This window comes from Methylocystis sp. (assembly GCF_046349115.1).
GTDB lineage: Bacteria > Pseudomonadota > Alphaproteobacteria > Rhizobiales > Beijerinckiaceae > Methylocystis.
The window spans coordinates 1-13,985 of sequence record NZ_JAXMCX010000006.1 but is presented as its reverse complement, the minus strand read 5'-3'; the positions used below and the strand labels follow the sequence as shown (position 1 = coordinate 13,985).

The following is a 13,985-nucleotide window of genomic DNA, read 5'->3' as shown; positions in this document are numbered from 1 at the left end:
CTCACGATAATCGACGGCCGTTCCTTGGCACGGCGGCCGCATAATCAACGGAGAGCCGCATGTATCACGGTCACAAGAAGCGCCGCTTCGGGCGCACGCATGAGCACCGCAAGGCGATGTTCGCCAATATGGCGCAGGCGCTGATCAAGCATGAGCAGATCGTCACCACCCTGCCGAAGGCGAAGGATCTGCGTCCGGTCGTCGAAAAGCTGGTGACGCTCGGCAAGCGCGGCGATCTCCACGCCCGCCGCCAGGCGATCGCGCAGATCAAGGACGTGAAGCTCGTCGGCAAGCTCTTCGACGTGCTCGGCCCGCGCTACAAGGACCGCAATGGCGGCTACACCCGCGTGCTGAAGGCGGGCTTCCGCTATGGCGACAACGCCCCGCTGGCGGTGATCGAATTCGTCGATCGCGACGTCGACGCCAAGGGCCAGGATTCCGGGCCTGTGCAGAGCGAGGAAGAAGCGGCGTAACGGCGATGATCCGGCCCGATGCGCGATCTGGTGGCGCGGACAGGCCGAATATGCTGTTGCGATTCGATTCGAAGGGGCGGCGCTTCTGGCGGCCGCCTCTTTTTCTTATTGGCGCCTGGGCGCGAGCTGGCGATCGCCGATTGCCCGTCTCGCCGGTCCTCGGGCCGCTGGCCCTCGGCGCCCCGGCCGGCATTTTGACGATGCTCTGCCGTTGCAGCTCGCGCGCAATTGATCTCGCGCATGGCGGTTCCAGCGCGCCACGCTGAGTTGATGCGTCCTTATCGCCGTCGCGATTCAGGCTATAAATGCCTAAGCGACTCTGGGAGCGGCCGATGCGCCTATTTTTACGTCAGGTTTTTTTCTCGGCGCTCGTCTGCGCCGCAGTTCTCGCGTCATTTCTCGAAGGCGCTCTGGCGCAGCCGGCGCAAGAGCGCGTGGTTCCGGGAAGCCGCGCCGAGATCGCGCTGTCCTTCGCGCCGATCGTGAAGAAGGCGCAGCCGGCGGTGGTCAATGTCTTCGCCTCGCGCGTCGAGCGCCTGCCGGCCAATCCGCTTTTCGACGATCCGGTGTTCCAGCGCTTCTTTGGCGGCGGCGGCGGCATGCCCGGCCGCAACATGTCCCAGTCGCTGGGCTCGGGCGTAATCGTCGATCAGAGCGGTCTCGTCGTGACCAATAATCACGTCATTGAAGGCATGACCGACGTGAAAGTAGCGCTCGCCGACAAGCGCGAAATCCCCGCGAAAATTTTGCTGCGCGATCCGCGCACCGATCTCGCCGTGCTCAAACTGACCGAAGGCGCCAATTTTCCGACGATGGAGCTTGGCGATTCCGACGCGCTCGAAGTTGGAGATCTGACGCTCGCCATCGGCAATCCCTTTGGCGTCGGCCAGACGGTGACGCAGGGCATCGTCTCCGCGCTGGCGCGCACTCATGTCGGCATTTCCGACTATGGCTTCTTCATCCAGACCGACGCCGCGATCAATCCGGGGAATTCCGGCGGACCGCTGGTCGACATGAACGGGCGTCTCGTCGGCATCAATTCCGCGATCTTCTCCAAATCCGGCGGCTCGGTCGGCATCGGCTTCGCCATTCCCGCCAATATGGTGAAAAGCGTCGTCGCCGCGGCGAAGGGCGGCGGCAAGCAGGTGCGGCGCGCCTGGATGGGCGCAAGCCTGCAAACGCTTTCGCAGGAGATCGCCGACGGTCTCGGGCTCGATCGCCCGACCGGCGCGCTGCTCGCCGACGTCGACCCCAAGGGTCCTTCGGCTGAAGCCGGCCTGAAGCGCGGCGACGTGATCGTCTCGGTCGACGGCCAGACCGCCGACGACCCCGAGGCGGTCGGCTATCGGCTGGCGACCAAGCCGCTCGGCGGTCAGGCGACGCTCGGCGTATTGCGCGGCGGCAAGAAGATCGCGGCGCAAATCCGCCTCACGCCGGCGCCGGAAACGCCGGCGCGCGACGCGGTGAAAATCAAAGGCGCGTCGCCCTTCGCCGGCGCGACGGTGGTCAATATTTCGCCTGCGGTGATCGAGGAAATGTCTGTCCAGGGCGCGACCAATGGCGTCGTCGTCTCCGAGATCGACGACGGCACTTTCGCGCAGCAGCTCAATTTGCAGCGCGGCGACGTCATTCTCGCCGTCAATGATCAGAAGATCGAGACGACGCGCGATCTGGAGAAAGTTACGTCGGGACGCTCCTATTATTGGAAAATCACGCTGGCGCGGGGCGGCCAGGTGCTCACCACCGTGGTCGGCGGCTGAGCGCGCATGAGCGGACTCGCGATCCTCGTGACGACCGTCGACGACGAGGAAGAGGCGCGCGCGCTCGCCCGCGCGGCGCTCTCCGCCAAACTCGCGGCTTGCGTTCAAATACATCCCATTCGAAGCCACTATGCGTGGAAGGGCGAAATGCGCGAGGAGCCGGAATTTTTGCTGCACATGAAAGCGCGCGCCGAGGACTATGGCGCGCTCGCCGAACTGGTCGCGCGCCTGCACAGCTATGAGACGCCGGAAATCCTGCGCGTCGACGTGGCGGAGGCGAATCCGGATTATCTCGCCTGGGCGATCGAGGCCACGCGCCGATAGGCGGGCCTTCCAAATCGCTCAGCGCGCAATTACCTTCCAGCGCAATGGCGCGCCGCGCCGCCAACCCGGATGTGTTAATGACGACTCCTACCGATTATCTCATTGACCGCCGCAGGCTGCGCCGGAAGCTCGGCTGGTGGCGCCTTGCCGCCCTTGGCGCCTTGGGCGTCGCCGGCCTTGTCGCCGTGGTTCGGCTCGGCGGCGCTGATTCGGCCAACAAGCTCACGCCGCATATCGCGCGCCTCGAATTGCAGGGCATGATTCTGGGCGACGACGATACGATCGATCTGATCAAGAAGATCGGCGTCTCGGGTCAGGCCAAGGCGTTGCTGCTCGAAATCGAAAGCCCCGGCGGCACCACGACCGGCTCCGAGCGACTCTATGACGAGTTGCGGCGGGTCGCCGAAAAGAAGCCTGTCGTCGCCGTGGTCGGCACGGTCGCGGCTTCCGGCGCCTATATCGCCGCGCTGGCGGCGGATACGATCGTCGCGCGGGGCAATTCGCTCGTCGGCTCGATCGGCGTGCTGTTCCAATATCCCAATGTCTCGAAGCTCTTGAACAATTGGGGCGTTGAGGTCGAGACGGTCAAATCGTCGCCGCTCAAGGCCGCGCCGAGCGGCTTCGAGCCAACGAGTCCGGCGGCGCGCGAGGCGGTGGCGAGCCTTGTCGCCGACTCCTACGCCTGGTTCAAAGGCCTGGTGCGGCAGCGGCGCAATCTCGACGATGCGGAGCTCGCGAAAGTTTCCGACGGTCGCATCTTCACGGCGCGCCAAGGCGTGCCGCTCAAGCTCGTTGATCTCATCGGCGGTCAGCGCGAGGCCATCGACTGGCTCGTCGCCAACAAGGGCGTCGCCAAGGATTTGCCGGTGCGCGAATGGAAGAAGAAATCCAGTCTCGAGCGGCTCGGGCTGATTGAGAGCGCGGCCGGAATCGCGCGCTTCGCCGGCTTGGCGTCGATCGCCGAATTTTTAGAAAAAACAATCGTGCTTGAACGTACCAGCGAGCTTGACGGCCTATTGGCGATTTGGCAGCATTCGGCCGCGAACTGACTCGGGGGGCGTCGCGGAACAGATTTTTCGACGCCAAGCTATTGGATCGGCTCATGATAAAGTCGGAACTCATTCAGCGTATCGCGCGGCGGAACGGCCATCTCTATCAGCGCGACGTCGAGACGATCGTCAGCACGATCCTCGACGAGATCACCAGCGCATTGGCGCGCGGCGATCGCGTCGAACTGCGGGGCTTCGGGGCTTTTTCGGTCAAGAAGCGGGATGCGCGCACCGGCCGCAATCCGCGCACCGGCGCCCAGGTCTCGGTGCAGGAAAAGAGCGTGCCTTTCTTTAAGACGGGTAAGGAAATGCGCGAGCGCCTCAATGAGGATTATCAGGGCTGAGGCGATCTAAGGCGGCTGCGTCCTCTCGGTCTCGGGACGCGCGGCAGTGGCGTGCGGCGGCTGTTAGGCGCGGCTGCCCCGCGTGTTGCGCGGCGCCCGGCAAGAGGGAAATGTCATGAAGTCGATCCTGCGCGTCATCATTTTCGTGCCGCTGGCGCTCGTCATACTGTTTTTCGCCATGGCCAATCGCGGATCGGTGCGCATCGGCCTCGATCCTTTCGCGCCGAATGACGTATCCGGCCCCTCTTTCGAGGCGCCGATCTTCCTCGTCGTTCTGGCGTCGATGGCGGTTGGCGTGCTCGCGGGCGGAATCTCCTCCTGGCTCGGGCATCTGCCGGTGCGCCGCGCCGCCAAGGTGGCGCGCGCCGAGGCGCGCAAGACCCGCGTCGAAATCGAAAAGCTGCGCGAGCAGGCGCTGGCGAGCGTGCCGGCCGACAAGCGGGTGAAGAGCGGCTGAGCGCCGTTCGCGCCGCATTTCGTCGGCGCCGCGAATTAAATTCGCCAACTCAGGCTTTGTCACAACCTTGCGAGCCTCCAGGCTCGCCAAGGTTCCTGGTGCCGATTCAGTTATCATGACGGCGCCTTAATGGAAGTCTCGCGATTTCGGTAGGATTCGCACGTCGCGCGGATGGCGGTTGCGCGGATGTTGAGGACGGATCAATTCATCGGCGCGCGACAGGACGATTTCCGGTCGATGCGCCTCTGACAGCCGATTGAGATCGTGGCTGCGGTCGATGATCCGTTGCGCCATCAGATGCATGACATTCTCCGGGCTTTTCTGCACCCGCCCTTCCGCCAGCATGAGTCGTGACGCCATTGTCTCGCGGCGGTAGCGCTCGAAGAGCCGCGCCCAGATGACGATGTTGAGGATGCCGGTTTCGTCTTCGAGCGTGACGAAAATGGCGGCGCCATTGCCGGGGCGCTGACGCACCAGCACGACGCCCGCCGCGCGCGCCCATACGCCGTCGGCGAGCGCATTCGTTTCCGCGCAGGTCCTGATCCGCTCGCGCCCGAACATCGGCCGCAGCACCGCCATCGGATGCGCCTTCAGCGACAGGCGCAGCGTCTGGTAATCGGCGGCGACATGTTCGCCAAGCGACATTTGCGGCAGCCGCGGATCTTCTTCCCTGGCGAGCTCGCGCGCGTCGGCGGCGGCAAAGAGCGGCAGGGGCTTCGCGTCGGGGAGACGCCGCACCGCCCAGAGCGCGTCACGGCGGTCGCTCTGCAAAGAGCGGAAAGCGTCGGCGTCGGCGAGCGCGCGCATCGTCGCGGCGTTGAGCGCCGCCCGCCGCGCGAGGTCTTCGACGCTGTCATAGGGTTTCGTCCGCGCGTCGGCGATGCGTCCGCCTTCGCTCTCATGTACGCCGTCCGCCTGCCGAAAGCCGAGACGCAGCGCGAGAGCGCCATCTTGCGCGCGCTCCAGCCGATTGTCCCATTCGCTGAAATTCACGTCGACGGCGCGCACGTCGACGCCATGTTCGCGCGCGTCGCGTACGATCTGCGCCGGCGCGTAAAAACCCATCGGCTGCGAATTGAGTAACGCGCAGGCGAAGATCGCCGGATGATGGCATTTGATCCAGGAGGAAATATAGACGAGCTTGGCGAAGGACGCGGCGTGGCTTTCGGGAAAGCCATAAGAGCCGAAGCCCTTGATCTGTTCGAAACAGCTTTGCGCGAATTCGCGGTCATAGCCGCGCGCCGCCATGCGTTCGACCATCATTGCTTCGAATTGATGGATCGTGCCAAGATTGCGGAATGTCGCCATGGCGCGGCGCAGACGATTGGCTTCGACGTCGGAGAATTTCGCCGCGACCATGGCGAGCTTCATCGCCTGCTCCTGAAAGAGCGGCACGCCCTTGGTCTTTTCGAGCACCTTGCGCAATTCGTCCGCCGGCCCGTGCTCCGGCGCCGGCGAAGGATAGATCACCGGCTCGCTTCCCGAACGGCGGCGCAGATAGGGATGCACCATATTGCCCTGGATCGGTCCCGGCCGCACGATCGCCACCTGAATGACGAGATCGTAGAATTCGCGCGGCTTCAGGCGCGGCAGCATATTCATCTGGGCGCGGCTCTCGACCTGAAAGACGCCGATCGAATCGCCTTTGCACAGCATGTCATAGGTTGCTCTATCGTCGGCCGGCACGTCGGCGAGGCCGATGTCCTTTCCTTCATGGGCGCGCAAATAGTCGAAACATTTTCGAATGCAGGTGAGCATGCCGAGCGCCAGCACGTCGACCTTCATCAGGCCGAGCGCGTCGATGTCGTCCTTGTCCCATTCGATGAAGGTGCGCTCGGGCATCGCGGCGTTGGCGATCGGCGTCAGCTCGTCAAGCCGCCCGCGCGCGAGAACGAAGCCGCCGACATGCTGCGAGAGATGGCGCGGAAAGCCGAGCAGCCGCTTGGCGAAATGAAGCGCGCGGCGGACGGTGGGATTTTCGGGATCGAGCCCGCTTTGGCGGATATAGGCCAGCGGAATGTCGGAACCCCAACTGCCCCATTGCATGCCGGCGAGCGCGGCGGTCACGTCCTCGGTCAGTCCGAAGACCTTGCCGACTTCGCGAATGGCGCTGCGCGGCCGGTAGCTGATGACGGTCGCGACGAGTCCGGCGCGTTCGCGACCATATTTTTCGTAAATATGCTGGATGATTTCCTCGCGCCGCTCATGTTCGAAATCGACGTCGATGTCGGGCGGCTCCTTGCGCTCCTGCGAAATGAATCTGGCGAAGAGCAGATCGTTTTCCGCCGGATCGACGCAGGTGACGCCGAGCACATAGCAGACGGCGGAATTGGCGGCGGAGCCGCGACCCTGGCAGAGAATCCCCTTGTCTTCGGCGATCCGCACGATGTCGTGAATGGTGAGAAAATAGCGCGCATAATCGAGCGTCTTGATGAGCGCCAGCTCCTCATGCAGGAGCTTCTCGACCTTCTTTGGCGCGCCTTGCGGATAGCGCATCGCCGCGTGGCGCCAGGTCAGCTCCTCGAGCCATTCCTGGGGATTGCGCCCCGGCGGCACCGGCTCGTCGGGATATTCATATGTCAATTGATCGAGCGAGAAATCGACGCGCGCGAGAAAACATTGGGTCTCCTCGATCGCCTCCGGCGCATCGGTAAAGAGACGCGCCATTTCTTCCGGAGTCTTCAAATGGCGTTCGGCGTTGACCTCCAGCCGACGGCCGGCCTGCGTCAGCGTCACGCCTTCGCGAATGCAGGTCATGACGTCCTGCAGATCGCGCTGGCCGGGATCGGCGTAAAGCGCGTCATTCGTCGCGAGCAAGGGCGTCTGGGTTCGCGCGGCGATTTCTTTCAGTCTTGCAAGGCGCCGCCTGTCGTCGCCGCGCCGCGGCATGGTCGCGCCGAGCCAGACGTCGCCTTGCGCGAAATCATTGAGACGCGCCAGCGTCAAGGGCAGGCGCGCCAGATGGCGCGACGGCATGACGATCAGCAGCAGATCGCGCGCGGCCGGCGCGAGATCGTCGACATAAAGATGGCATTCGCCTTTCCTGGCGCGCAGATTCCCCGTCGTGAGCAGCCGCGTGAGCCTTCCCCAGCCGTCGCGGTTTTGCGGATAGACGACGATGTCCGGCGTCTCGTCAGAAAAGACGAGCCGCGCGCCGACGGCGAGTTTGAAGGTTTCGATACGCCCTGCATCGAGCTGCGCGAGCGCCGCATCGTCGCCAGCTGGCGGATCGCGCAATTTTTCCCGCAGCTCCTTCAGCGCCGCATAGGCGCGCACAACGCCGGCGACGCTGTTGCGGTCGGCGATTCCAATGCCGTTCTGGCCGCGCAGCAGCGCCGTCAGCGCCATGTCTCCAGGCTGCGACGCGCCGCGCAGGAAGGAGAAATTGGTCGCCGCGACGAGTTCGGCGAAAGCCGCGCTCATGCGAAGAGCCCATGCAGGAACCAGCGCGGCGCGGCGGCCTCGCTTTCATAAAGGCCCTCGCGAAACACCCAGAAGCGACGGCCGTCGCGATCCTCCAGCCGGTAATAGTCGCGAGTTCGCCTCTCCCGCCCGGCCGCGTCGCGCCACCATTCCGGGGCGATGCGCTCCGGCCCTTCGGCGCGGGCGATCAAATGGCGCACGCGGCGCCATTTAAAATGCATCGGTGGACCGTCCGGCGTCTGCGCCACAGTTTCGATGGGCTGCGGCGGATCGAACAGAAACAGCGGTCGCAATTGCGGTTCGCCCGGCTCGGGCTGCGGCCAGGAATCGGGCCGGGAAGGAGACGCGGCGTGAACATAGGCGGCGGCGCGCAGGGGATCATGCGTGTCATGCGCCGCGAAGCGCAGCACGCGTTCGCGGCCGAAACGCGCCGCGAGGCGATCGACGAGATCGGCGAAGCCGCTCTCCGGCGCGTCCCGCCGCTCGAAACCGATCTGGCTTTGCCCCAGGGTTTCGGCGTTGAGGACGCAAAAGCGGATGACGTCGAAGCCATAGCCCGGATCGAGCGGATCGGCGAGCGAGTCGGCCTTCAGGCGAAAGAGCCGCAGCAGCGTCTCGACATTGCGCGAGGGCGCCCCGGTTTCGAAATTGAGGGCCGCGACGGCGCCGTCGGTGCGAAAAAATCGCGCTTCAAAAGCCCGGCCGCCTTGTCCGCGCTTTTCAAGAATGTCCATCGCTTCCGCGATCAGCGGGCGCAGAACATTCTCTATCGCGGAAAGATCGAGAAAAGGTTCGGCGAAGCGCCGCTCGACCATGCAGTCCGGCAGGGGCCGCAAGGGCGTGAGGCGCGCGTCCTCGCGTCCCAGAATGCGCGCCAGCCGCCGCATCGTCTCGGCGCCAAAACGCGCCGTCAGCGCGGCGCTGGAGCGATCGGCGAGATCGCCCAATGTCGTGAGTCCCGCGCGTGTGAGCGCGACGCTCGTTTCTCTTGGCGCTTCGAGCGCGGCGATGGAGAGCGGGCGGGCGAAGTTTTCATCTTCACCGGGCGGCGCGACGGCCGTCTCGCCAAAACGCGCCAGGGCGCGCGCGGCGTCGGGCGTTCCGGCGACGGCGGCGCGGCCGGTGAGGGAGAGGCGCGCCATCGCCTGCAGGACGCTGGTCCGCATCGCCGCATCGCCGCCGAAAAGATGCGCGCAGCCGGTAACGTCCAGCGCAAGGCCGCAAGGCGGATCGAGCGCGACGAGCGGCGTGAATTGTTCGCAAAAGGCGGCAAGCCGCAGCATCAGCCGCTCGTCGGCCTCAGCGTCGGCCTGGGCGACGGAAAGATGGGGGGCGCGCGCTTTGGCGTCGGCGAGCGTCATGCCCGGCGTCAGGCCGAGCGCGACCGCCTTGCGATCGAGCGCGTCGATACGCAGCGCGCTGCGTTCCTTCTTGACGAGGACGAGCGGCGAATCATCCGAACTTGCGTCCTCCTGTCTGCGGCGCGCCTTCGTCAGGCGCTCCGCCGACAGGAAGGGAAGCCACAAAGCGAGATAGCGACGCTGCGTCGAAAGTTCTGTCCTTGAAGGCGCCACGGTCACGGCTCCACTCCACACGCCACTCTTGCCACGCATGCCCCGCCGCACCGCCACGCTGGCGCAGCAGAAAAATCGCAAAGGCCGCCGACCCCGGCGCATTCGCCGCGCGCGGGCGGGAGGGGAGCGCCCGCACGCGCCAGCGGCTCGCGGCGGCGCTCGGCGCGGGGACGGCGCCGGCGCGGACGATGAAGATCGGCGCGCCGGCGGCGCCCGCCGCCAGAGCGAGGCGCCGGCTCGCGGTGAGGTCATAGGCGCGCGCTGCGCCGAAGAGTTCGATCAGCGTCGCGCCCACAGTTGCGCAGCGTCCGGCCTCTGCGCCCGCCTGCAGCGCCTCTTTGGCGTCGCGCACGCGAATGAAGGCGACGGCGGCGGGGTCGACGCCAATGTCGGCGAGGCCCGGCGGATAGGGCGCGCCGGATTCGGCGGTCAGCGCCTCCTGCCTGACCCAGAGCAGCGGTCTGTCGCGGCCCCCCGCCATCGCGCGCCTGGCGAGCGCCAAAGCGAAGCCCGTCGCCGCCGGGGCGTCGGCGGCGGTCTCGGCATAGGCCTCATGCAGCGCGGCGCGGAGAACGCCCCCGCCAAGACGCCGATCGAGGCTCGGGGCGCCGAGCGTGATCGTCTCGGACGCCGCGGCCGAATAGGCGCAAGCCAGGCTTTTCCGCAGGGAGGCCAGCGGATGGGTCATCTTTTGTGTTCCTGTTATGTTCCTATAATGACTCCTGGCGTGGGAGAGTCAAGGCGGGGCTGGCTAACGGCAGGCTAAGGAAAAATACGCGAACGCGGGCTTCCTCGTCCTTCGAGACGCGTGCTTCGCACGCTCCTCAGGATGAGGAAGTCCTTCACCCGATCGCCCTGAGCTAACGGCGTCTGAAGGCGCGGGCAGGATGCGCGCGCCGCGCTTGATCGCGCGCCGCGTAACGCTTGATCTCGATCTCATTGGCGCGAACAGCAGGGTGTCGGTGAAGCAGCCGGCGTCAGGCGCGTGAGACGATGCTCGTCTCCCCGGCGCTCTTGATCGGCTGCCGCAGGATCGTTTTCAGCTTTTCCGGCGGCGTCCGGCGCGCGTCGCTTAAGTAAATTTCGTGATGCGGCCCCGCGAAAGTGGCGTCTTTGGCGGGCATGATCTCATTGTGAAGCCGGGCGAGGGTCTGGCCTTCGTCGTCATAGCCGCCGATGTGCGGCGTCTGCAGGCATCGTCCTTCGTTGAACGGCTCGAGGCGCAGCGACGGCGGCGGTTCCCCCAGTTTGCCGCATGATTTCGCCAGGGCGGCCTCATAGATGGATCGGTCGATGAAGTCCGGCGCCAGATCATCATCGTCCATCGCCACAGATGTTTCCGGCGCTTGACGAAATCATCGGGATCGTCGACCTGCCAAAGCCTTTCGAGAGGCGGGACGACATAATTTTTCAGCAACTTCGCTTTCGCGGCGAATTTGATCGCGTAGCTAACTGAATACAGCCATTCGATGGCGCGCTTATAGGCTGGCGCGCGATTTGGATCGCCCATCCCATCGATCTTGACGAACTGCAGGAGCGGCGCGTCGACGGTCGCGAACTCTCCCGTCGGTGCGCTATCGAGCGCCGCAAGCTTCTTCTTGAAATCGATCTTGTCCATATGGCCTTTTCAGTCTCACTTCGTCTTTAAATATTCGATGAGCGCTATGGCGCCTTCGATGTCGTCCGACCAGTCGAGCTTCAAACTCTTGCCGTCCTCGACGACATTCTTGTCGTGCCCCTTGTTGGAGAGCGCCGGAAAGGATGTCGTATCGAATCGATAGCCTTTGTCGCGCGCGGAGGTCTGCGCCGGGTCCCAGGAGAAGCCGACGAGTTTCTTGTCATAGTCGAGCCGGCCTTTCACGAAGACCGCGGGGCGCTCGCGCGGCGCGAGAAGATGATAGAGGGTAGGAACTGAGCCATTGTGCAGATAGGGCGCCTGCGCCCAGACGCCGCCGAGCGGCAGCGCGTTATAACCTTCATGCGTCTTGGGATCGGCGATGAAGAGGTCGGCGCGGTCGTCGAGCGATGCGCCGTCGAATTTGGCGCAGGGCGCGATTCGATCGCCCGAGGGCGGCATCTCGATGATTTTCGTTGGCGGACAAATTTTTGTGAAGCTGTCGCGGACATTTTTGGCAATCGTGGCGTTGACCGCGCGCGCCCGGCTGATATCCGTGCCGAGATCATAGACCTTGCCGTTATTCGGTCGATGACAGGGGGCGCAATTCTCTTCAAAGAGCGCCGCGCCTTTTTTTGCGAGAGCGAGATCGACGGGGAAGGGATAGGCAGGCGCCGGCAGATCGCGCAGCACATCCTCGCTGAAGGCCGCGACGCGAATGTCGATGTCGGGTCCGGGCTCGAGCGTCAATTGCGCGGCGAGGCTGCGGAAGATCGGAATCGGAATGTCGCCGGTCCATTGGCCGCCGCCGTCGACAAGCCGCGCATGATCCGCGGCCCAGCGCGGCAAGCGCTTATTCTGCTCCCAAACCGCCATGATATCGGCGATTCCCGGCGTCGGCGGCAGATCTGTCTTCGGGTCGGGACTTTCGCCGCGCGCTTCGGCGCCGACGTAAGCCATCGACGCGCTGACGCCGGCCGCGTCGACCATGCCACCGAAGCCTTGCGCCATCTGCTCCTCGGCGCCTTTGTAGTTCTTGTAGATGAGATCGAGCAGCGAGAAGAATTCGAGGCCGGCTCGGGAGAGAAATTTGCCGACGATCGCGGCGGCGTCCTGTTCGAAGAGCTCGATCTGACGCGCCTCATAGGCGGCGTCGAACCGGCGGCCGGCGAATGTGTAATTCTTGTAAAAGAAATTCTTGTCTTGAGCATGGATGATGTCGAGCGTCGAAAGGATCGTCTGTGTCGCGCGTTCAACCTTTTCCTCGAGGGTCGTGGCCCCTTCGGTAATCTTCTTGATCGTATTGATCACTCTGACGCGATATTGAACGAGATTGAACTGCGCGTTCACGCCGCCGTCGAGATAGCGAAGACCGCCGTCGTCGAGCCGCACCCGGCCGATGTGGCAGGCGCCGCAACTCATCGCGGCGTAATCGACGCCGCCGTTCAAGTCCTCGCGCGCCAGTCCGGTCCAGCCGAAGCCGCGCGCGATCGGGTAGGTCGGGTCGCGTTCGTCGACGAAGAGACCAACGACATCAAGAAAATTATTCGCGCTTCCCCATTCTTCCGGCGCGAGCTTCGGCAACAGCTTCAGGATGATGAAGGGGACGCCTTCGTTGCGAGCGAACGGAAAATCCGCAAACCATCGATAGGCGACCGGCTTGCGGCCGATATAGGCGTCGATCGCCTTCAGGCGTTTTGCCTGTTCGGCGCGCCACTCGCCGTCGCTTGGCGTCGTCTGCGCCAACGCCGGCCCGCCCAAAAAGGCGCGCATCGCCGCCGTCAAGCACGCGGCAAGCGAGAGGCGCGAGAAGGCGCGCATCAGAACCGTCGCCATGGCCATTTTGGAAATCCCGTGGACTCGACATAGACGCCGTGACGCGGACTATTATACAGTCGCCGCGACGCGGCCCATAGACGCGCCCTTTTTTCGATACGCTACAGGCTCTCGCGGGTTGCGCCTGTCCGTTGCGCGATTATTGTGATGCAAAATTATCGCGGGGCGCGCCGCGCGGTTCGCGCGATGAGCGATTCTGCAGCGCATCCATGTCATCGAACGGTCGTGAAAAGCGGGCTTCGATGCGCGCCAGACGATGTGCGCGATGATCCTCGCCGAGACGGGCGCAGATACGCCTCCTTTAACGTCGCGTCGCTTCGGCGTCGAGCCGCGCGCGCAACTTAGCGCCCGAGCTTCTTCACGTCGCTTGCGTCGTCAGGGCGCGCAAAAGCCAAACGCCGTCACATAGCTGCAACGTGACGGGTTGCCTTTCGGTCATAGCTTTGCCGCCGTCCGGCAATCGTCGCGCCTGAAGGCGGCGACGCCGCAGGGTTCGAGAATGCGCTCGCCGAGCAGCAGCGCTTCGTCGCCGATGAGCGCCGAAATATCGGTTGGATTGGGTCCATAGTTGAAGAAATAGCGCATCGCGCCATTGTCGCGGACGCGGATATCCTCCGGAAGATCGAGCGTCGAGAGTTGCGCGTCATCAAAAACGCGGCGCAGGACGTTCGCCAGCAAGTCTTCGTCGGGCCAGCCCGAAAGATAAAAAACATTGCCGCTTCGCGCGAGCGCTGTCTCGCCATCATCCGATGTGAGTTCGCGCTGAACGCTCTCGCCGAGCGCCAATGATTCGCGCCAGCGCACGAAGACGCCTTCGCTGGCTATTTTAATCGACGCGCCGGGACGAAGGCTCTCGACTCGTCTGACGCGAATATCGATGAGTCTTTGCAGGATACCCGGCGGCAAATTGGCCGGAATCTGAAAATCGGCGGTCTTCGAACCGATGCGCGGACCAAGCAGGATCGTTGCGCCGCTCTCCGCCAGCGCCTGCGCGAAATCCTCGGATGGCGCAAAGAGCGCGGGCGCGACGATCAGCCGGCGCTCGGCGACATCCGCCGTGCTTGGCGCAACCACGTCGACGGAAAGACCGGCGCGCCGCAGCCCTCGGTAAATCGACAGCACGAGGTCGA

Annotated in this window: 12 protein-coding genes; 6 read left to right on the top strand and 6 right to left on the bottom strand. The window is 64.4% G+C overall.

Features of this window, described 5'->3' with window-relative positions; genetic code table 11:
* Positions 1-59 precede the first annotated feature (59 nt).
* From rplQ to U1E20_RS14335, 6 genes are all read left to right on the top strand, one after another.
* Positions 60-473, top strand: a complete 414-nt coding sequence (rplQ, locus tag U1E20_RS14360; RefSeq protein ID WP_409981309.1) for a 50S ribosomal protein L17 — start codon at positions 60-62, stop codon at positions 471-473.
* A gap of 332 nt (positions 474-805) precedes the next feature.
* On the top strand, positions 806-2,233 hold the full coding sequence (locus tag U1E20_RS14355; RefSeq protein WP_409981308.1) for a DegQ family serine endoprotease: 1,428 nt from the start codon (positions 806-808) through the stop codon (positions 2,231-2,233).
* Between the two features lie 6 nt (positions 2,234-2,239).
* The gene (cutA, locus tag U1E20_RS14350; protein WP_409981307.1) at positions 2,240-2,557 is read left to right on the top strand and encodes a divalent-cation tolerance protein CutA; all 318 of its coding nucleotides are present in this window, start codon (positions 2,240-2,242) and stop codon (positions 2,555-2,557) included.
* A gap of 77 nt (positions 2,558-2,634) precedes the next feature.
* Entirely contained in the window at positions 2,635-3,606 is a 972-nt protein-coding gene (sppA, locus tag U1E20_RS14345) for a signal peptide peptidase SppA (RefSeq protein ID WP_409981306.1), read from the top strand.
* Positions 3,607-3,659: 53 nt separating this feature from the next.
* Positions 3,660-3,950, top strand: coding sequence for an integration host factor subunit beta (gene ihfB / locus U1E20_RS14340; RefSeq protein WP_409981305.1), 291 nt, complete (start codon positions 3,660-3,662; stop codon positions 3,948-3,950).
* 115 nt (positions 3,951-4,065) lie between these two features.
* Complete coding sequence (locus tag U1E20_RS14335) at positions 4,066-4,407, top strand: LapA family protein (protein WP_409981304.1); 342 nt, start codon at positions 4,066-4,068, stop codon at positions 4,405-4,407.
* Positions 4,408-4,533: 126 nt separating this feature from the next.
* Here U1E20_RS14335 and U1E20_RS14330 read toward each other — a convergent pair whose 3' ends face one another.
* The 6 genes from U1E20_RS14330 to U1E20_RS14305 form a co-directional block, all read right to left on the bottom strand.
* Positions 4,534-7,830, bottom strand: a complete 3,297-nt coding sequence (locus tag U1E20_RS14330; protein WP_409981303.1) for an error-prone DNA polymerase — start codon at positions 7,828-7,830, stop codon at positions 4,534-4,536.
* Positions 7,827-9,356, bottom strand: coding sequence for a Y-family DNA polymerase (locus tag U1E20_RS14325; RefSeq protein WP_409981443.1), 1,530 nt, complete (start codon positions 9,354-9,356; stop codon positions 7,827-7,829). The genes U1E20_RS14330 and U1E20_RS14325 overlap by 4 nt, the downstream gene beginning before the upstream one ends.
* Positions 9,283-10,092 (bottom strand): hypothetical protein, encoded by an 810-nt coding sequence (locus tag U1E20_RS14320; protein WP_409981302.1) that lies wholly within the window; start codon positions 10,090-10,092, stop codon positions 9,283-9,285. Before U1E20_RS14320 ends, U1E20_RS14325 begins: the two co-directional genes overlap by 74 nt.
* Before the next feature lie 289 nt (positions 10,093-10,381).
* Complete coding sequence (locus tag U1E20_RS14315) at positions 10,382-10,729, bottom strand: GyrI-like domain-containing protein (protein WP_409981442.1); 348 nt, start codon at positions 10,727-10,729, stop codon at positions 10,382-10,384.
* A 308-nt stretch (positions 10,730-11,037) separates the two neighbouring features.
* A complete protein-coding gene (locus U1E20_RS14310) occupies positions 11,038-12,861 on the bottom strand; it encodes a cytochrome C (protein ID WP_409981301.1) in 1,824 nt (607 codons plus the stop codon).
* A 429-nt stretch (positions 12,862-13,290) separates the two neighbouring features.
* Positions 13,291-13,985 (bottom strand): beta-galactosidase trimerization domain-containing protein (locus U1E20_RS14305; RefSeq protein ID WP_409981300.1); only part of this gene is annotated, 695 nt, incomplete at its 5' end.